Raw genomic sequence first — 18,968 nt, forward strand, 5'->3', positions numbered from 1 at the left:
CATGCTGAACCTGGCCGTGTTCCTCGACGACTCGAGCCGCAGCTGTCCAACGCGCGATGCCCTGGTGTGCGGCGACCGGAGGCTGACCTACGCGGAGGTCGGAGCACTCGCCAACCGCGTCGCCGCCCTCCTGGTGTCCCGGGGGATCGAGCCGGGGGACCGGGTCGCGGTCACCTGCCCGAACCTGCCGGAGTTCCCCGCTGTGTACTACGGGATCCTCAAGGCCGGAGCCGTGGTCGTGCCCCTCAACGTGCTGCTGAAGGACCGGGAGATCGCCCATCACCTCAACGACTCCGGCGCCCGGGCCTACTTCTGCTTCGAGGGGTCGCCGGGCCTGCCGACGGGCGAGTACGGCCGGGCTGCCGCGGCTCGGGCCGAGGCCTGCGAGGACCTGTTCATCATCACCGCCGATCCCGGAGCCGCCGCGCCGTTCGGTGGCGTTGAGACCCTGATGCAGGCGCTGTCGACCCAGCCGACCGAGTTCGAGACGGTGGTCCGCGAGGCGACCGATACCGCGGTGATCCTCTACACCAGCGGCACGACCGGGCAGCCGAAGGGGGCCGAGCTCACCCACGCCAACATGGTGCTGAACGCCCTGACCGCCAACCAGCTCTTCGACAGCACCCCGGCGGAACCCGACACGCACCTGGTCGCCCTGCCGCTGTTCCACTCCTTCGGGCAGAGCATCAACATGAACGCGGCGTTCTCGGTCGGTGCGACCTTGGTCCTGGTGCCGCGGTTCGAACCGAGCGCGGTGCTGGAGCTGATGGCCCGCGAGGACGTCACGGTGTTGGCGGGCGTGCCGACGATGTACTGGGGTCTGCTGGGGGCGCTCGACGGGAGCGTCGACGTGGGTCGGATCGCCGGGAACCTGCGGCTGGCCATCTCCGGCGGCTCCGCGCTGCCGGTGGAGATCCACGCGCGGTTCGAGCAGCGTTTCGGCGTTCAGATCCACGAAGGTTACGGCCTGTCCGAGACCTCGCCGCTGGCGATCTTCAGCCCGCCGGGGCGTGCCCCGCGACCGGGTTCGATCGGCCTCCCGGTCTGGGGCGTCGAGGTCCGGCTGGTCGACGAGCAGTGGAACGCGGTGGTCGGCGCGGACCGGATCGGCGAGATCGCCGTTCGGGGCCACAACGTCATGAAGGGCTACTTCGGGAAGCCCGACGCGACTGCCGGGGTCATGCGCAACGGGTGGTTCCGCACGGGCGATCTCGCCCGCAGGGACGACGACGGCTTCTACTACATCGTCGACCGCGCCAAGGACCTGATCGTCCGCGGCGGGTTCAACGTCTACCCGAGGGAGGTCGAGGAGGTGCTGATGAGCCACGAGGCCGTGTCCCTCGCCGCCGTCGTCGGTGTTCCGCACGAAAGCCGCGGGGAGGAGGTCAAGGCCTTCGTGATCCGCGAGGAATCCGCGCGGATCACCGAAGCCGAGCTCGTCGCCTGGTCGAAGGAGCGGCTGGCGAGCTACAAGTACCCGCGCGTGGTCGAGTTCGTCGACGCGCTGCCGATGACCGCCACCGGGAAGGTCCTCAAGCGCGAGTTGCCGCGTCCTTGAGGACCGTGCCGCGGGTGCCCTGACCGGTGTCGGTGGCCTCCCGGACGGAGGGCCAGGTGGTGAGGAGGCGGGTGATGGCTTCGGTGGCTTCCCGGATTGCTGTCACCGAGCAGGTTTCGTCGCTGACGTGGGCCTGGTCCGGGTCGCCCGGGCCGTAGACGATCACCGCGGGGGAGCCCAGCGCCGGGGCCAGGACCGAGGCGTCGGTGAAGTAGGTGGCGTACTCGGGTTGCTGGTCGGGGGAGTCCGGGCGCAGCGCCGCCACGACCGCTCGGGCCAGCGGGTCGTCGGCGCTGGTCGCGACACCTGGCAGGTCCAGCTCGTCGGTGATCTCCGTGCCGGGCAGGGCGAGTTCGGCGATCGCCTCGCGCGCGTCGGCGGCGGTGAACTCCGGGGTGGTGCGGATGTCGAGCATCAGCTCGGCGCGGTCGGGCACCAGGTTCGGCTGCACGCCGGAGTGGAACGCGCCGACGTTGACCGTGGCCGGGCCGTGCGTCGGACTGGTCGGCCAGCTCGCGTCGCGGTGGATGCGCACCGCGGTCTCGGCGAGCGCGGCCAGCGCGTTCTCGCCGAGCTCGGGGCGCGAGCCGTGGGCGCTGCGGCCGTGCGCGGTCAGCCGCAGCCACAGAACTCCCTTGTGCCCCAGCACGATCCGGTTCGCGGTCGGCTCGGCCACCAGCAGCGCGGGGCTGGGGGTGAGCTCGGGCAGCAGGGCGGCACCTTCGCAGCCGGTCTCCTCGCCGAAGGTGAACACCAGCTGCGCGGACAGCTCTTCCGGCGCGGTGCGGGCGGTCTGCACGGCGGCCGCGACGATCGCCGCCACTCCGGCCTTCATGTCGCTGCTGCCTCGGCCGCGCAGCCGGTCGCCGTCGATCTCGCCGCTGTGCGGGTCGAACGACCACGTCGCCGGGTCGGCGGGCACCGTGTCCAGGTGGCCGGTGAGGGTGATCGGCGTGCCGGTGCCGAACTTGGCGACGAGGTTGGCCCGGCCGGGGCGCGGCTCGTCGACGGCGACGTCGAAACCGGCGGAGGTCAGCAGCGGGGCGAGCAGTTCGGCGGCCGCCTTCTCGCCCGCCGCGCGGGTGTCGAGGCGGATCAGCTGCTGGGCGAGCTCGATCGGGTCGGGCACGGGGCTCCTCCGGGGTCAGTGCTTGGGCGGAACGGCGGATCCGCGGATCACCAGCTGCAGCGGGAGGCTCCGCCGCACGGTGCCGCCGCCGGGGTCGGCGATGCGGGCGTGGACGAGTTCGAGGGCGCCGCGGGCCAGCTCGGCGACGGGCTGCTGCAGCGTGGTGAGCTTCGGGCGCAGCCACTCGCCGACGCGGATGCCGTCGCAGCCGACCACGGAGAGGTCGTCGGGGATGCTCAGGCCGTGCAGCTCGGCGGCGCCGAGCACGCCGACCGCGGCGATGTCGCTGCCGACGAACACCGCGGTGGGCGGCTGCGCCGCGCCGGTGAGGTACGGGAAGGTGCTCGCGCCGAACTGCTCGGTGTACGGGCCGTGCAGGACCAGGTCCTCGTCGACCTCCAGCCCGGCGTGCTCCATCGCGTCGCGGTAGCCGCGCAGCCGGTCGCGGGTGGTGGACAGCTCCCGGGGTCCGGCGATGTGCGCGATGCGGCGGTGGCCGAGCTGCGCGAGGTAGGCCGTGGCCTGGTAGGCGCCGCCGTAGTTGTCCACCCCGATGGTGTCCACCCCGGCGGTGTTGGCGATCTCCTCGTCCAGCACCACCACCGGCAGCCCGTCGGCGATGGCCTGCAGCAGCCGCGGGTTCTCGCGGTGCATCCCGACGTAGATCATCCCGTCGATGTCCTCGGCACCGGCGACGAAATCGCTGACCTTGGCCTCGCGCTGCGCCTGCCGACCGGTGACCCCGATGACCAGCGAGGCGCCGCTGACCGCGGCCGCGGTGGCGATCTCCTCGGCCAGCGCGGCGAAGAACGGGTTGGCCAGCTCCGGGACGACCAGCGCGACGACCGGTGCGTGCTCGCGCCCGCCGTCCGCGGTGGCTGACGGGCGCACCTCGTAGTGCAGCTCCCGGACGGCGGCGTCGATCCGCGCCGCGGTCTCGGGCTGCACCTTCAGCTGGCCGCGCAGGTACCGCGAGGCCGTCGAGGTCGAGACTTGCGCACGTTGCGCAACGCGCGTCAACGTCATCCGCGCCCCTTCCGTCGAGTGCTCCGTGCGCAGTGTATCGGCTAGTCGGCGCAGGTGGGCTCTTGACGGCGGGTTCGGCGCGGATTAGTTTGCGCAACATCGAGCGCAAAATTTGCGCAACAGATTCCAACCGGGGAGGCGGAATTGAGCCGCGTGCTGCTGGCCGGGGAGTCCTGGGTGGCCAGGACGACCGACGTCAAGGGATTCGACGCCATCGATCGGGCCCAGCTCGAGATCGGGGCCGAGGCGTTGCTCGCGGCGTTGCGCGCGGAGGGCCACGAGGTGGTCCACCTGCCGTCGCACGCGGTGGCGACCGACTTCCCCGCGTCGCTCGACGAGCTCGGCGCGTACGACGTGGTGATCCTGTCGGACATCGGCGCGAACTCGCTGCTGCTGCACCCGCAGGTGTTCAACCAGGGCCGCCGGTTCCCGAACCGGCTCAAGCTGCTGGCCGAGTGGGTGCGCGCCGGGGGCGGCCTGGCGATGGCGGGCGGCTACCTCAGCTTCCAGGGCTTCCAGGGCAAGGCGAACTTCCACGACACGCCGATCGAGGAGGTGCTGCCGGTGGAGATCCTGCCCCACGACGACCGGGTCGAGAGCCCCGAAGGCGTCTGCGGCGAGCTCACCGGCACCGAGCACCCGGTGACCGAGGGCCTGGACGCGCAGTGGCCCGCCCTGCTCGGCTACCAGAAGCTGGTCGCCAAGTCCGACGCGACCGTGCTCGCCACCGTCGAGTCCCGGCCGCTGCTGGCGGTGCGCGCCGAAGGAGCGGGCCGCACCCTGGCCTTCGCCTCGGACATCTCGCCGCACTGGGCGCCGACCGAGTTCCTCGAGTGGGACGGGTACCGTCGGCTGTTCCACCAGGCGGTTTCCTGGCTGGCGGGCGATCGGTAGTCCCCTCAGCGCGCGTTAGAGCAATCCGCAGCAACCCACCGGTGCAGCGAGGACGACAAAGGAGTCGCACCGCCATGACCAACACGCCCGCCCCCGAGCTGAGCCCACCGACCACCACCGGCCGGGCGGCCCGGGGAGCCACCACGACCGTCCTGGTGCTGCTGACGGTCCTGGCCGGGACCCTCAGCCCGATGCAGTCCGCGGTCAACGGCGCGCTCGGCGCGACCGTCGGCGACGGCAACAGCGCCGCGGTGATCTCCTTCGGCAGCGGCCTGGTGCTGATGCTGGTGATCGTGTTCGCCCGCCCCAGCACGCGGCGGCAGGCGCTGAGCATCCCGCGTCTGATCCGCAGCCGCCGCATCGGCTGGTGGAACTACCTGGCCGGGCTGTGCGGCGGCGCGGTGGTGCTCTCCGAGGGCGTGTCGGTGGGGGTGCTGGGGGTCGCGGTCTTCCAGATCACGCTGATCGCGGGCCTGGTCATCTCCGGGGTGATCTGCGACCGCATCGGGGTGACCGCCACGGTGAAGCAGCCGATCTCGGTCACCCGCGGTCTCGGCGCGGTGCTGGCGGTGGCGGCCACCGCGGTCACCATCTCGCCGAACTTCCACGTGCCGCACGCGATCGCGCTGGCCGTGCTGCCGTTCGCGGCGGGCCTGCTGGCCGGGTGGCAACCGGCGGGCAACGCCGCCGTGGCGCGGGAGACCGGCTCGATGCTGGTGTCGATCACCTTCAACTTCCTCGTCGGGTTCGTGGTGCTGCTGGCCGGTCTGCTGGTCCGGCTGGCGATGGGCACCGCGCAGTTCTCGCTGCCGCCGACGTGGTGGATGTACACCGGCGGGGTGCTGGGCCTGCTGTCGATCGGGTTCATGGCGCTGCTGGTGCGCGGCCTCGGGCTGCTGCTGCTCGGACTCGGTTCGGTGGCCGGTCAGCTGGTCGGCTCGCTGCTGCTGGACCTGGTGGTGCCCTCGGTCGGGCACCCGATCCACCTCGCCACCGTGATCGGCACCGTGCTCGCGCTGGTCGCGGCCGGGATCGGGATGATCCCGTCGCGGAAGGCCGAGGCGCGATGACCGCGCAGACCGTGACCGGCCCGGTGCCCGCGGCGGAGCTGGGCCTGGTCCTGCCGCACGAGCACCTGTTCAACGACCTGTCCGGGGTGCGCGACGAACCCAGCTACGCGTTCAGCCAGTTCCTCGTGGACCGCGCGGTGGACGCCGGGGCGGCGTGGGCGCTCCGGCACGACCCGTACTGCTGCGCGGACAACCTGGCCCCCAAGCCGGTGGCGGACGTGGTGGCGGAGATCGCCGCGTTCCAGGCGGTGGGCGGCCGGACCATCGTCGACGCCACCTCCAGCGCCGCGATCGGCCGCGACCCGGACAAGCTGGTCGAGGTGGCCCGGCGCACCGGCCTGAACATCGTCATGGGCTGCGGCGCCTACCTGGAGAAGTTCGAGGGCGAGCGCATCGCGGCCCGGGCGGTCGAGGCGCAGGCCGCGAGCATCGGTGAGGAGCTGACCGGCGGCGTCGGCGAGCACCGGGCCAAGCCGGGGATCATCGGCGAGATCGGGGTGTCGCCGGACTTCACCCCGGCCGAGCGCGCCTCCCTGCGCGCCGCAGCGCTCGCCCAGCTCGACCACCCCGCGGTCCCGCTGATGATCCATTTGCCGGGTTGGCAGCGCCGCGGCGACGAGGTGCTGGACATCGTGCTGGACGAGATCGGCGTGGCCCCGGACCGCGTGGTGCTCTCGCACATGGACCCGTCGGCGGAGGACTCCGCGTACCAGCGGCGGCTCGCCGACCGCGGGGTGTGGCTGGAGTTCGACATGATCGGCATGGACATCACCTTCCCGAAGGAGGGCGCGGCACCGTCGACCTCGACGACCGCCGCCGGAGTGGCCGGGCTCGTCCAGGCCGGGCACGGCGACCAGGTGCTGCTCAGCCACGACGTGTTCCTGAAGCAGATGTGGACCCGCCACGGCGGCAACGGCTTCGCCTACGTGCCGACGATCTTCGCCGAACAGCTGCGCGCCCTCGGCGTCGACGACGACCGGATCGACGCCCTCACCCGCACCAACCCGGCCGCCGTGCTCTGCGGCTAGGCCGCGGTCAGGTCGTTGTCCTTGGTTTCGCGGGTGCGGAGCAGCACGACACCGCTGAGGACGCCGAGCGCGATGATGAACCCGCCCACCAAGGTGGTGGAGCCGCCCGAGGACGCGTGCAGGGAAGCCAGGACGACCGGGGTGAATCCGCCGCCGAGCAGGGTGGCGAGCTGGTAGCCGAGCGACGCCCCGGTGTAGCGGCTGCGGGTGCCGAACTGCTCGGAGATGTAGGCCGCCATCGGCCCGTAGGTGGCGCCGTGGCAGAACGTGTACAGCGTGAAAGCGGTGGCGACGACGGCGAAGTTCCCCGTCGTGAGCATGTGGAGCATCGGGTGGACCAGGACGCTCATCGCGGCGAGGCCGAAGAGCATCACCGGGCGGCGGCCGAGCCGGTCGGACAGCCGGGCGAAGCCGAGGATGAAGAAGATCGCGAAGAACTGCCCGATCGCGAAGCCGAGGAGGGCATCTGGCCTGGATGTTCCGTGTTCCACGGCGTAGGTGATGCCGAAGGTGGTGAACGCGGTCTGCAGGGCGAAGCTCGCCAGGCACGCGAGCGCGGACAGCACGACGGTCTTGGGGCGCCGCAGCACTTCGACGATCGGCGGGGCGCCCTTCTGCTCGGCGCGGTCGGCAGCGGCCTGCTCGGCAGCTGCTCGGAAGATCGGGCTTTCCGAGACCTTGGTCCGGACGAAGAGCCCGACGGCGAGCATGACGGCCGAGAGCAGGAACGGAACGCGCCAGCCCCACCCCATGAACTCCTCCTCGGGCAGGAGGGCGAACAGCGTCATCATGAGCGTGCCGAGCACGGCACCGGTCGGTGCACCGGCATTGGTGAACGCGGTGAGGTAGCCCCGCCTCCTCGGTTCGGCGTGCTCGAGCGCCATGAGCGCGGCCCCGCCCCACTCGCCCCCGATCGCGATGCCCTGGAGGATTCGCAGGACTACCAGGACGATCGCGCCCCAGGGGCCGATGGCGGAGGCGGGCGGGACGAGTCCGATGAGGACGGACGCGATGCCCATCACGGTCATGGCGAGGACGAGCATCGCCTTCCGGCCGACCCGATCGCCGAAGTGCCCGAAGAGGACTCCGCCGAGCGGGCGCGCCAGGTAGCCCGCCGCGAACGTGCCGAGCGAGGCGATCGTGCTGGCGGCAGGGGGGAGGTCGGCGAAGAACACCGGACCGAACACCAGCGACGCAGCAGTGCCGTAGAGCAGGAAGTCGTAGTACTCGAGGGTGCTGCCGAGGTAGCTCGACAGCACCACCCGGCGCACCTCCTTCGCACGTCCAGGTGCCGGGAGATGCTTCGTCGCATCGGTGGCGGGCATGGTGCTCCTTCGATCGGGCGTGACGAGCGGGGCGGCAGGTCGGGAACACCGCCGACCGGCTCAGGCGAACTGGCGCCGGAGCACGTCCTTGCGGACCTTGCCGGTGGCGTTGCGGGGGATCTCGTCCAGCACCACGAGCGTCTTGGGGATCTTGTACTTGGCCAGCCGCGGGGTGAGGAACGCGACGAGCCGTTCGTGGTCGAGGTGGCAGCCGTCCTCCAGCGATACCGCGGCGCAGCCCACCTCGCCCCACTTCTCGTGCGGCACGCCGAAGACCGCGCAGCCGGTGACGCCCGGCATCTCCAGCACCGCCGCCTCGACCTCGGCGGGGTAGATGTTCTCGCCCCCGGAGATGATCATGTCCTTGAGCCGGTCCACGACGGTCACGAACCCGTCGGCGTCCGCGACGCCAATGTCGCCGGACCGGAACCAGCGCCCGTCGGTGAAGGCGTCGTCGGTGGCGTCCGGCCGGTTCCAGTACTCGCGCATGACGTTGGGGCCGCAGATCTGGATCTCGCCGCGCTCGCCGGGGCCGACCTGGTGCCCATCGGCGTCGACGATCCGGACGTCGGTGAAGAAGTGCGGGACCCCGGCCGTGCCGAGCTTGCGCTCCACGTCGTCGGGCGTGAGTATCAGCGCGCCCGGACCGGTCTCGGTCAGGCCGTAGCCCTGGCAGATCTTGATCCCGCGCTCGGTGCAGGCGCGCAGCGTGCGCGGCGGGACGGGAGCCGCGGCGACGATCACCCGCCGGATCGAGGTCAGATCGGTCGCCTCCCAGGCGGGGTGGGTGCTGAGCGCGTCGAACATGGTCGGCACGCCGAAGGTGTAGGTGATCCGCTCGCGTTCGAGCACTTGGAGGATCCGGCCCGGTTCGAAGCCCTCCTCGATGACCACCCTGCCGCCCTTGAGCAGGGTCGGCAGCGCCACGAAGTCCAGGGCGGCGGTGTGGAACAGCGGCGCGCACACCAGCGCCGTCTCGTGGTTGTCCAGGTCGAGGTCGATGACGGCGTTCATCGCGGAGAACACGATGTTGCCGTGGGTGAGGACCACGCCCTTGGGGCGGCCGGTCGTGCCGGAGGTGTACATGATGAAGCACGGATCGTCGTGGGACACCGCCTCGTCGATGCGGGACGGGTCGGCGGCTGCGATCAGCGCCTCGTAACCGACCGCCTCCGGGGCCGCGCCGTCGAGCACCACGCGGGTCGCCGCACCGGCGGCGGACCGAGCGACATCGCCGAGCGCTCCGGAGTGGATGAGCACTGCGGCGCCCGAGTCCCGCATCGCGTACTCCACCTCGGGCGCGGTGAGCCGGGCGTTGAGCGGCACGAAGATCGCCCCGAGCAACCCGGATGCGAACAGCGCTTCCAGGTACGCCGGGTGGTTCGCGCTCAGCAGCGCGACCCGGTCGCCGCGGCCGACACCGAGCGAGCGCAGCGCGTGCGCCAGCCGGGTGACCCGGTCGTCGAGTTCTCGGTAGGTCGTGGCGCGCCCGCGGAAGGTGATCGCGGTCTTGCCGGAGGAGAGACGGGCGCGGCGGTGCGGCCAGGTGCCGGTGCCTTCGTTGCGCATGCGGTGGGCCTCCTTCGGGATGTCCGGGCTCCGACAGGTCGACCGGTGATCTGCGCCCGGCGCCGGGCGGTCGTTCTGGCGGGCCCGGCGCGCGAGCGTCGATCAGGACTGCGGGCAGTTGCTCGGCGCGGGCTCGCCGGAGAACCGGTCCGCGGCCCAGTCGGGGAACTGCTCGGCGGCCTCCGGGACGACGGACTCGTGGTCGAGCCCGCCGAACTCGTGGTAGTCCACTTCGGACCCGGCCTGGCAGAGGGCGGTGCGCTCGCGGCTGGTCAGCTCGACCGGGGTCGTGGTGTCGGCCGATCCCTGGTAGATGGCGAACGGCATCGAGCCCGCGGGCCGGAAGTCGTCGACTGCGGTGAGCGCTTTCCACCAAGCGCCGTCGGGGGACATGGCGCCCGGCTGGTACGGGTCGCGCAGCGAGCTCGCGCTGTCCCAGATGTCGAAGCAGCCGTCGGCCAGCACCGGCAGCTGCTCCACGGCCTCGCCGGTGAGGAAGTCGCTGTAGCGCAGTTGCGGATGAGCGGCCTTGATTCCCGGCAGCGTCGCGATGACGTACCCGGCCAGTTCCGGGTTCCGCATCGAGTTGAGGGTCAGCTCGCGGATCCGGACGGCGGGTGCGATGAGCGCTGATCCGAGGCCTTCGAGCTCGGGGGCGTAGGTCCGGGCGATCGATTCGACGTGCATGGTCGTCTGGCCGCCTTGCGACCAGCCGTACTGGACGAACCGGTTGGAGGCGTTGAGCTCGGGGAGGTTCCGCACGGCGCGGAGCACGTCCAGGGAGGCCCGCGCGTTGACCTGGCCGACCATGTAGTGGGACGGGCCCGGCAGCGCCTGTCCGGGGTAGTCGCTCATCGCGACGATGTGGCCCTGGTCCAGCAGAGCTCGGATCGCTGGCACCCGCGACCGGTCGCCCTCGACCAGGCTCCGACGGGATGGTGCGCAGCTGTCGGGCAATCCGGTCGTCTCGTGGTTCCAGAGCACCACGTCCCGCTGGGCGCTGCTCCTGCCCTCCGGCACGTAGATCTCGCCGGACACGTACTTCTTGACCCCGGGCTGGATCTCCGAGACGTAGACGACGTTCCACCCCCGGGCCCCGCTCGGCGCGTCGGCTCGCGGCTGGACCCAGTGGATGTCGCCGGGCTCCGCCTCCTCCGGGGGTTGCTCGTGGACGTCCCAGAAGGTCGTCCCGGTCGGGCCGGGCCTGGCCGACAGCAGGTCCACCTGCGGCTCCGCGCCGCTCGCGCTGATGCTCGCGGTGAAGGCCAGGGCAGCCACCGTGGTCGCGACAGCCGCCTTGGTCAGGACCGATCTCGTGCGCATTCGTCCGGCTGGCACACTTCTCTCCACATTCCTCGAAGGTTCTGCTGGCGAGCTCCTGGTGCGGGCGCGATCGGTTCGGCGTCCTGCTACTCGAAGAACCGGTACACCGCTTCGGCCACCACCGCGGGCCGTTCGGCGCCTTCCAGCTCGATCCGGCCGTCGACGGTCAGCTGCACGCCGCCCTTCGGCAGGTCCTCGACCTTCAGCAGCGCGGCGTGCAAGCGCACCCGGCCGCCGGCGGGGACGGGGTTGGTGAACCGGACCTTGTTCAGCCCGTAGTTCACGGCCGTGGTCGCGCTGTCGACCTCCAGCACCTCGCCCCACATCGGGATGATCAGCGAGAGCGTCAGGTAGCCGTGCGCGATCGGGCCGCCGAACGGGCTTTCGGCCCGGGCGCGGTCGGGGTCGACGTGGATCCACTGGTGGTCGTCGGTGGCGTCGGCGAAGGCGTTGATCCGCTGCTGCGGCACTTCGATCCACGAGCTGGTTCCCAGCGGCTCGCCTTCGAGCGGCTTGAGGTCGGCGAGGGTCGCGACGTGAGTGGTCATGGGGACTCCTGTCGGTGTGCTCAGCGCTTGATGCCCAGAACGCGCAGCGCGTTCTCCATGAAGATCAGCGGTGCCACCTCGGGTTTGATGTCGAGCGCGGCGAAGTCACGGCGCCAGCGGTCGACCTGGATCACCGGGAAGTCGGAGCCGAAGAGGGCCTTCTCGCGCAGCACGGAGTTCACGGCCCGGACCAGCTGGGGCGGGAAGTACTTCGGCGACCAGCCGGACAGGTCGAGGTAGACGTTGGCCTTGTGGGTGGCGATGGAGATCTGGGCGTCCACCCAGGGCACTGCGGGGTGGGCCATCACGATCGTCAGCTCCGGGAAGTCGGCGGCGACGTCGTCGAGGAGCATCGGGTCGGAGTAGCGGAGCTTGATGCCGCGGCCCCCCGGCAGCCCGGCGCCGATGCCGGTCTGCCCGGTGTGGAACAGCGCGGGCACGCCTGCCTCCGCGATGACCTCGTAGAGCGGGTAGAACTGCCGGTCGTCGGGCTCGAAGCCCTGCAAGCTCGGGTGGAACTTGAAGCCCCGCACGCCGCACCCCTCGAGCAGCGCGCGGGCCCGCTCCACTGCGGCCCTGCCCTGCCGGGGATCGACCGAGCCGAAGGGGATGAGCACGTCGTTGTGGGCGGCGGCCAGCTCCGCGATCTCCTCGACGGAGTTGGGGCCGTGCCCGGTGGCCGAGGTGGCGTCCACGGTGAACACGACGGCGGCCATGTTGCGCTCGCGGTAGTGCTCGGCGACGGAGTCGATGCCGGGCGTGCGCTCCGCGCCGGGTTTGAAGTACTTCTCGGAGGCGGCCATCAGCTCGTCGTCCAGCGATCGGTGTCCGCGGCTGTCGATCTCCACGTGGGTGTGGATGTCGATGGCCTCGATCGCGTCGAAGTCGATGCCGCACTCGTAGCGGGCCGGGCTCATCTCGGCATCACCTCCGCCGGGAACTCCTCGCCCACCGACTCGACCGAGTCCGCGAAGGTCTGCCCCCACGCGGCGGCGACGTCCTCGGCGGACCACCCGCCGTCGTGGAAGGCGGTGGCGGTCAGCTGGGGGTGCGACCACAGCGCCAGCCGGTCCCCGCCGACCGACAGCGCTTGTCCGGTGATCTCGGCTGCGGCGTCGGAGGCGAGGAAGGACACGACTCCGGCGGCGTCCTCGGGGGTGCCCATGCCGACCTCGCGGCGGATGATCGGGGGCAGCGGTTCGCCCCGCTTCATCGCCTCGATGTGCGGTGCGAGGAACGGGATCGTCTCGGTCATGGCGGTCGCGGCGACCGGGCACACCGCGTTGACGGTGATACCGGCGCGCTTCAGCTCCACGGCCCAGGTGCGGACCATGCCGACGATTCCGGCCTTGGCCGCCGAGTAGTTGGTCTGGCCGAAGTTGCCGCGCTGCCCGGCGGGGGAGCCGATGCAGATGATCCGGCCGCCTTCGCCCTGCTCGCGCAAGCGCAGCACGGCCTCGCGCACGCAGGTGAAGGTGCCGCGCAGGTGCACGTCGATCACCGCGTCGAAGTCCTCGTCGGTCATCTTCCACAGCACCTTGTCGCGCAGGATGCCCGCGTTGGTGACCAGGACGTCCAGTCGGCCGAAGCACTCGACCGCGGCGGCCACCAGCTTTTCGGCCGTTTCCGCCGTGCCGACCGGTGCCACGACGGCGGTGGCCCGGCCACCGGCCGCGACGACCTCGGCGACGGCCGCGTCCGCGGTCGCCCGGTCGACGTCGTTGACCACCACCGCCGCGCCGTTGCGGGCGAGCTCCTTCGCGTAGGCGAGCCCGAGCCCCCGCCCGCTGCCGGTGACGATGGCGACCTTGTTGCTCAGATCCATCGGTGCCCCTCCTGTCGGATGGATCACAGGCAAGCATCCATCATTGAAAAAGTCAATGATTTAAATCTGCTAGGATTGCGGGGTACACGGAGGAGGGTGCATGGCACAGACCCGGCCGCAGCTGCTGGCAGACGACATCGGGTTCCTGCTCTCCCGAGCTGGGGGAATGGTGCTCGGGGCGGTGAACAAGGCGCTGGTCCCGCTCGGGCTGAAGGTGCGCTCCTACTCGGTGCTCGTGCTGGCTTGCGAGCACGCGGCGGGCGTGAACCAGCGGACCGTCGCGGCCACGATGGGGCTCGATCCCAGCCAGATCGTGGGGCTGATCGACGAGCTGGAGGAACGCGGCCTGGTCGCGCGCACCCCGGATCCGGCGGACCGGCGGAACAGGTTGATCGCCGCCACCGCTGAAGGGCGCCGGGTGCGGGCCGAGGCGCAGGAGCTGGTGGACCAGGCGCACAGCGGGTACTTCGAGGGGCTGTCGGCCGAAGCTGTCGCCGAGCTGCGGGAATCGCTGAAGCGGATCGTCTTCCCGTAGGCGCGGAGCGGGGCCGACCGCAACTGCGGCCGACCTCGCTCCTTCCGCTACGCCGTGGCGAGTCCGATCGCCGAGGAGATGCCCACGCCCGCGGCCACGGCCAGGACCGCCCAGGCGAACGCGCGGCGGACGGTGCTCGCGGGGAGCCGCTCGGAGAAGCGGGCGGCGGCGACCGACACCAGCATCGCGGTGGCCGCGAAGGCCAGCAGCACGCCGATGTCGAGCTGGGCCGCGGCACCGGCGTGCGCGAACAACCCGCTGATCGAGTTGATCGCGATCACCACCATCGAGTTCGCGATGGCCTGCGGCGCGGTCAACCCGAGCAGGATCGACAGCGCGGGCACCACGACGAACCCGCCGCCGACGCCGAACAGGCCGGTCAGCACGCCGACCCCGGAACCGGCGGCAGCCGTTCTCGGCAGGCAGCGCTGGTGGTCGATCTCCCCGTCCGGGGTCCGGCAGGCGCCGCTGTGCTCCTTGCCGCCGCGGAACATGCGCACCGCGACGACGGTCATCAGCACGGCGAAGCCCAGCAGCAGCCAGTCCTGCGGCAGCGATCGGCCGAGCGCGGCCCCGCCGATCGCCCCGGGGATCCCGGCGACGCCGAACACCAGCGCCACCGGCCACTGCACCAGCTGCAGCCGGTTCCGGGAGCACAGCCCGCCGATGGCGGACGCGGCCACCACGACCAGCGCGGTGGGGACCGCGGTGCTCATCGGCTGGCCGACGCCGTACACCAGGGCGGGGACGGCCAGGATCGAACCACCGGCGCCGAGCAGACCGGTGGACAGACCGATCACGACGCCGAAGACGACGGCCAGGATCATCGGGTCAGCGCGGCGAGCAGCGTCGACGCGTCCTGCTCGGGAGTGCGGTTGTACGGCAGCAGCGAGAGCACCCGGGCCATGCCGCAGGTGTTGCTCAGCGCCGAGAAGGTGAGCCCGGCGCCGATGAACCCGGCCAGCCACTTCAGCTTCGGCGCGACCAGGCTGCCCAGGACACCGGTGAGCACCAGGGAACCGGCGGCCAGCCGGACCTGCCGCTCCATCGCCCACTTCCCGGCGCCGCGCGTGACCGGAGCGCCCTGCTGCTCCCAAGCGCCGATGCCGCCCTTGAGCACGGCGAGTTGCGCGATTCCCGCCGTGGCCAGCAGGTTTCGCGCCTCCTCCGCCCGGGCGCCGGATCCGCAGACCAGCACCACCGGGTCGGAGTGGTGGGCGGACAGCTCGGAGCTGTTCGCGCGCAGCAGGTCGAGCGGAACGTTGTGCGAGCCGGGGATGTGCGCAGCGGCGAACTCGCCGGGGGTGCGCACGTCGATCAGCCGGGTGCGGGGTGCGGAGCTCACCAGCTTCCGGGCCGCAGCGACATCCACGGTGGACGGTAACGGGTCGGTCATGCTTCTCCTTCAGCTGTCGTCATTCAGCGGTGGTCAGGGCAACGCCGGAGGACCGGGCGTCGGCGAAGGAGTCGTCGATGGCGACGACCGCGCGCCCGGCGGATTCGAGCAGCGAGGCGGCGGCCGCGGCGCGGTAGCCGCTGCCGCAGTGCACCCACACCGAACCCGCCGGGACCTCGGAGACCCGGGAAGCCAGTTCGTAGAGCGGGATGTGCACGGCGCCTTCGACGTGCGAGGCGCGCCACTCGTTGTTCGTCCGCACGTCGAGCACGACGTCGGCGGGCGGGAGCTCGCCGGGCCGTCCGTCCAGCGCGGCGGCCAGGTCGGCGAACGTGGCCGTCGGCGTGCTGGTCAGCTGCGCGGGGTCGGCGGCCAGCTGCGCGGGCTGCCCGGTCGCGGCCGCGGCGGGCTGGTCGATGCCGATGCGGACCAGCTCGCGCTGGGCGTCGGCGATCTGCTCGCGCGACTCGCCGACCAGCGTGATCGGCGACCCCCACTCGATCATCCAACCCAGCCAGGTCGCCATCGGGCCGTCCAGCCCGAGGCTGACCGTGCCCGCCAGGTGCGAGTCGACGTAGGCCTTGCGGGAGCGCAGGTCCACCACCCACTCGCCGCGCCGCAGGCGCTCGGCGAGCTCGCCGGGGGGCGCCTCGGCCGGGGCGCGGAGGTCGAGCGGCTCCGGGCCGGTGATGTTGCGGATGCCCATGTGCGCGTAGTACGCGGGGTAGGCGTCCAGCCCGGCCAGCGTGGTCTCGACGAAGTCCTGCTCGGCCAGCGACAGCGCGGGGTTCACCGCCCGCTGCTCGCCGATCGTCGAGGCGTCGCCGCTGGCCTGCGTCGCCGAGCAGAAGCTGCCGAACCCGTGCGTCGGCCAGATCTGCGCCCCGGCGGGCAGCAGGTCGGCCAGCTTGCGCGCCGACCGGTGCTGGTGCCGGGCCAGCTCCTCGCTGTGCTCGTCGCCGAGCAGGTCGGTGCGCCCGGTCGTCCCGTAGAGCAGGGAACCGCCGGTGAACACGCCGACCGGCTCACCGGCGTCCTCCAGCACGTACGACAGGTGGTGGAAGGTGTGCCCGGGAGTGGCCACGACGCGCACCTGGAGCCGGTCGGAGACCTCCAGCAGGTCGCCGTCCTGGAGCGGGCGGTGCGCGAACGGTGCCCGGTCGGCCGCGGCGATGCCGTACTCGGCGCCGGTCAGCCGGGCCAGCTCCAGCCCGCCGGAGACGTAGTCGTTGTGCACGTGCGTTTCGAGGACCAGCGCGATCCGCGCGCGCCCGGCGGCGCCGATGATGCGGTCCACGTCGCGCTGCGGGTCGATCACCACGGCGTGCCGGCCGTCGGTGGCGAGGTAGCTGCGGTCGCCCAGCGAGGAGGTCTCGACGACCTCGACCTGGAGCTGGCCGACCTGGGGCGGTGCTGTCACGTCCGTTCACCTCCGATACCCCTTGGGGTATGCTCTGGTCGCACCTGTCGTGCGGTTCGGGTCAGGCGAGGGCGAGGAAGAGCCGTTCGAGCTCCTGCTCGGTCATCGGGGGTTCCTCCCCGTCGTCCCGGGCCTGCTGGCAGTACCGCATGCCGCTGGCCACGATCTTGAACCCGGCGCGGTCGAGAGCTCGGGAAACGGCGGCGAGCTGGGTGAGCACGGCGGCGCAGTCGTCGCCGTCCTCGATCGATTCGATCACGCTCGCCAGCTGTCCCTGCGCCCGCTTCAGCCGCGTCAGCGCATCGCCGAGCAGTTCGGGTTTCATCTGCATCTCTCTCGCCTCCTGTCCCGACAGTACCCCCGGGGGTATCAGGATAGCTCGTACGTGTGGCTCAACGCACTGAGTCCCGGGCGAACGGGTCCCGGCATCGGCCGGGGCTCAGTACACTCGCCTCGCCCCCCCGAGGGAGGAGATGGCGTTGTTCGAGTTGCTCTCGAAGCTGGCGGAAATCTTGTCCTCGTACTGGGAGCGGTTCCTGGACGGGCGGCGGATCAGCCAGGACGCGCGGGTTGCCGAACACCTGGTGCACGTGGTGGTGGCCCTGCAGGACGTGTGCGTTCGCGGGGACCGGCTCCTGGCGCTCGCCGAGGGGCTCCTGGGGGACGGCGGCACGCCGGAGGGCTCCGCCGAGTTCGCCGCGACCCTGAAGGAGCAGGTGCGAGCGGTGGACGCGGTGCGCTCCACATTGGACGAATCCAGGCCGCTGCTGACCACCGTCGATCCGCAGTTCTACCTGACCTTGGCGCCGCTGGTCGACCGGAAGTCCGGCCTGCTGACCAGGTGGGGCAGGCAGGCCTCGCTCAGCGCGTTCTCCACGACCACGCTGTTCTTCCTGCCCGCGGGGGAAGTGGCGCGGCTCGTGGAGATCGGCCGGGCGATCGGCGGCGACGGGAGCGGTGCGGAACGCGCCGAATACGTGGCGGCGACCGCCGACAGCATCCGCGAGACCCGTTCCCGGGAGGTGCGCGACATCCGCCGCGCTGCGGAGGGGAGAGCGGACGAGCTGCGCGGCGAGCTCTCCGCGGCCCGGGCCGACCTGGCGCGGGCGGTGGAGCACTGCTCGGCCTTGTACGAGAAGACCGAGGCAGCAGTGGGGAACGAGGCGATGGCCAGGTTGCGGCGCAGGCTGCGTCCGTGAGGGCGGTCAGCGGAAGTTCCGCAGCATCGCCCGGTGCAGCTCGGGATCCCTCGGGTAGCCCGTCCTGGCGAACGCGAGTGCACCGGTTTCGCTGGCCAGCAGCGTGATCCGCTGGAACCCCAAGGCGCTGGCGAGGCGCTCGGTGTTGAAGATCAGCCGCTGGAACAGGCCGGTGTGCGCCAGCGAACCGGTGATCCGGATTTCGTCGACGTGCAGCTCTTCCGCGTCGGGCCAGCTGAACTGGAGGAGCGCCGAGGAGTCCTGGTTCCGCACCGTCACGTCGACGCTACCGGCGCCTTCCGGGTAGAGAGCCACGTCGGCGCGCGCGTCGTCCACCCGGTTCAGCAGGATCTCGGCGAACCGCGCCGGGGTGATCGGCACGGATGCCCGCCAGAGCGAGGCGAAGTCCTCGTCGAGCCCGACAGCGGTCAGCGTCGGCTCCAGCCGCCGGAAGTCTTCGACGCCCACGCGCGCGGCCGCCGCTCCACCGTCCTCGCGCGCAGCGGAGCTGGTCAGCTCCAGGTCCGCTGCCTCCAGCGCCAATTCGTCCCACACCGGGTCCGCCCGGTAGTTCGACGGCCACAGATCCCCGCCGAGGGCGTCCCACCCCCGCTGCCACCACGCCACGCTGCGCACCGGCCGAAGTCCGTTCAGCGTGGCGGCGACGATGAAGCACCGCACGAGGAGGAACGAAGCGCCGAGGCTGTCCAAGTCGAACGGCCCCGGTCCCTCGGCCCTCCTGGCCGCGCGTTCGGCTGCGTCCTCCATCTCCGCGTAGGACACGAGGTGCGGCGCGTCGGTGATCTCGATGCCGAGGCCCGAGCCGAGGACCGCCCGCGGGCTCACCGGCTGGTAGACGACATCGCCGACCGTGATGATCAGCGGTCTCGCCCCGCCCCCGTCCTCCAGGACGAACTCCACGGCGGGATCGCCGTTCGGCGCCCAGATCCGCTGGTACCGCGTCACCGCGGCGGCGTCGATGGAGACGGTGTCGTCGAGGGCGGGAACGTGCACGGACACGCGGCTTTCCGCTTCCGTCGGCCGGATCCCCGGAAGGCCTTCGAGGGCTTGGACGATCTCCGACGCTCTCACCGGTCACCCCGCTCCCATCGGAACCCGCCCG

At 71.6% G+C, this 18,968-nt stretch carries 19 protein-coding genes; 6 read left to right on the plus strand and 13 right to left on the minus strand.

Annotated elements, in window-relative coordinates; translation table 11 throughout:
• Nucleotide 1: 1 nt before the first annotated feature.
• Nucleotides 2-1,558, plus strand: a complete 1,557-nt coding sequence (locus F1721_RS28625) for a long-chain-fatty-acid--CoA ligase (RefSeq protein WP_150069909.1) — start codon at nt 2-4, stop codon at nt 1,556-1,558.
• On the opposite strand, the gene F1721_RS28630 is transcribed toward F1721_RS28625, so the two are convergent.
• Both F1721_RS28630 and F1721_RS28635 read right to left on the minus strand, forming a co-directional pair.
• Nucleotides 1,533-2,687, minus strand: coding sequence for a M20/M25/M40 family metallo-hydrolase (locus F1721_RS28630; RefSeq protein WP_150069910.1), 1,155 nt, complete (start codon nt 2,685-2,687; stop codon nt 1,533-1,535). The two genes, F1721_RS28625 and F1721_RS28630, sit on opposite strands and share 26 nt — an antisense overlap.
• Before the next feature lie 15 nt (nt 2,688-2,702).
• Nucleotides 2,703-3,713 (minus strand): LacI family DNA-binding transcriptional regulator, encoded by a 1,011-nt coding sequence (locus F1721_RS28635; protein WP_150069911.1) that lies wholly within the window; start codon nt 3,711-3,713, stop codon nt 2,703-2,705.
• A gap of 153 nt (nt 3,714-3,866) precedes the next feature.
• Between F1721_RS28635 and F1721_RS28640 the strand changes: the two genes are divergently transcribed.
• The 3 genes from F1721_RS28640 (at nt 3,867) to F1721_RS28650 (ending at nt 6,705) form a co-directional block, all read left to right on the plus strand.
• Nucleotides 3,867-4,607, plus strand: a complete 741-nt coding sequence (locus F1721_RS28640) for a glutamine amidotransferase (RefSeq protein WP_246155374.1) — start codon at nt 3,867-3,869, stop codon at nt 4,605-4,607.
• A gap of 74 nt (nt 4,608-4,681) precedes the next feature.
• The gene (locus F1721_RS28645) at nt 4,682-5,677 is read left to right on the plus strand and encodes a DMT family transporter (protein ID WP_150069913.1); all 996 of its coding nucleotides are present in this window, start codon (nt 4,682-4,684) and stop codon (nt 5,675-5,677) included.
• Complete coding sequence (locus F1721_RS28650) at nt 5,674-6,705, plus strand: phosphotriesterase family protein (protein ID WP_150069914.1); 1,032 nt, start codon at nt 5,674-5,676, stop codon at nt 6,703-6,705. Before F1721_RS28645 ends, F1721_RS28650 begins: the two co-directional genes overlap by 4 nt.
• Here the strand turns inward: F1721_RS28650 and F1721_RS28655 are convergent.
• The 6 genes from F1721_RS28655 to couN all read right to left on the minus strand — a co-directional run bounded on the left by F1721_RS28655 (nt 6,702) and on the right by couN (nt 13,295).
• Nucleotides 6,702-8,030 carry an MFS transporter gene (locus F1721_RS28655; protein WP_150069915.1) on the minus strand — a complete coding sequence of 443 codons (1,329 nt, stop codon included), beginning with the start codon at nt 8,028-8,030 and terminating at the stop codon, nt 6,702-6,704. The two genes, F1721_RS28650 and F1721_RS28655, sit on opposite strands and share 4 nt — an antisense overlap.
• 60 nt (nt 8,031-8,090) lie before the next feature.
• Complete coding sequence (locus tag F1721_RS28660) at nt 8,091-9,599, minus strand: acyl-CoA synthetase (RefSeq protein WP_150069916.1); 1,509 nt, start codon at nt 9,597-9,599, stop codon at nt 8,091-8,093.
• 102 nt (nt 9,600-9,701) lie between these two features.
• Nucleotides 9,702-10,937, minus strand: a complete 1,236-nt coding sequence (locus F1721_RS28665; RefSeq protein WP_150069917.1) for a lipase family protein — start codon at nt 10,935-10,937, stop codon at nt 9,702-9,704.
• 71 nt (nt 10,938-11,008) lie between these two features.
• Entirely contained in the window at nt 11,009-11,470 is a 462-nt protein-coding gene (gene couM / locus F1721_RS28670) for a p-hydroxycinnamoyl-CoA hydratase (protein WP_150069918.1), read from the minus strand.
• Nucleotides 11,471-11,490: 20 nt separating this feature from the next.
• Nucleotides 11,491-12,387, minus strand: coding sequence for a 4-hydroxyphenyl-beta-ketoacyl-CoA hydrolase (gene couO, locus F1721_RS28675; protein ID WP_150069919.1), 897 nt, complete (start codon nt 12,385-12,387; stop codon nt 11,491-11,493).
• Nucleotides 12,384-13,295, minus strand: a complete 912-nt coding sequence (gene couN, locus F1721_RS28680) for a 4-hydroxyphenyl-beta-hydroxyacyl-CoA dehydrogenase (RefSeq protein WP_150069920.1) — start codon at nt 13,293-13,295, stop codon at nt 12,384-12,386. Before couN ends, couO begins: the two co-directional genes overlap by 4 nt.
• Nucleotides 13,296-13,395: 100 nt before the next feature.
• On the opposite strand from couN, the gene F1721_RS28685 reads away from it, so the two are divergent.
• Nucleotides 13,396-13,830 (plus strand): MarR family winged helix-turn-helix transcriptional regulator, encoded by a 435-nt coding sequence (locus tag F1721_RS28685; protein WP_150069921.1) that lies wholly within the window; start codon nt 13,396-13,398, stop codon nt 13,828-13,830.
• 47 nt (nt 13,831-13,877) lie between these two features.
• On the opposite strand, the gene F1721_RS28690 is transcribed toward F1721_RS28685, so the two are convergent.
• The 4 genes from F1721_RS28690 to F1721_RS28705 all read right to left on the minus strand — a co-directional run bounded on the left by F1721_RS28690 (nt 13,878) and on the right by F1721_RS28705 (nt 16,977).
• Nucleotides 13,878-14,657 (minus strand): sulfite exporter TauE/SafE family protein, encoded by a 780-nt coding sequence (locus tag F1721_RS28690; protein WP_150069922.1) that lies wholly within the window; start codon nt 14,655-14,657, stop codon nt 13,878-13,880.
• Nucleotides 14,654-15,226: a rhodanese-like domain-containing protein gene (locus F1721_RS28695; protein WP_150069923.1), complete on the minus strand. Its 573-nt coding sequence runs from the start codon at nt 15,224-15,226 to the stop codon at nt 14,654-14,656. The genes F1721_RS28690 and F1721_RS28695 overlap by 4 nt, the downstream gene beginning before the upstream one ends.
• Nucleotides 15,227-15,245: 19 nt before the next feature.
• The gene (locus F1721_RS28700) at nt 15,246-16,646 is read right to left on the minus strand and encodes an MBL fold metallo-hydrolase (protein ID WP_150069924.1); all 1,401 of its coding nucleotides are present in this window, start codon (nt 16,644-16,646) and stop codon (nt 15,246-15,248) included.
• A 61-nt stretch (nt 16,647-16,707) separates the two neighbouring features.
• Nucleotides 16,708-16,977 (minus strand): metal-sensitive transcriptional regulator, encoded by a 270-nt coding sequence (locus F1721_RS28705; protein WP_150069925.1) that lies wholly within the window; start codon nt 16,975-16,977, stop codon nt 16,708-16,710.
• Between the two features lie 148 nt (nt 16,978-17,125).
• Here F1721_RS28705 and F1721_RS28710 point away from each other — a divergent pair, with 148 nt between their 5' ends.
• Nucleotides 17,126-17,845, plus strand: coding sequence for a hypothetical protein (locus F1721_RS28710; RefSeq protein ID WP_150069926.1), 720 nt, complete (start codon nt 17,126-17,128; stop codon nt 17,843-17,845).
• 6 nt (nt 17,846-17,851) lie between these two features.
• Here F1721_RS28710 and F1721_RS28715 read toward each other — a convergent pair whose 3' ends face one another.
• Nucleotides 17,852-18,865: a hypothetical protein gene (locus F1721_RS28715; protein WP_150069927.1), complete on the minus strand. Its 1,014-nt coding sequence runs from the start codon at nt 18,863-18,865 to the stop codon at nt 17,852-17,854.
• Nucleotides 18,866-18,968 lie beyond the last annotated feature (103 nt).

It is taken from the genome of Saccharopolyspora hirsuta (assembly GCF_008630535.1).
GTDB classification, from domain to species: Bacteria; Actinomycetota; Actinomycetes; order Mycobacteriales; family Pseudonocardiaceae; genus Saccharopolyspora; species Saccharopolyspora hirsuta.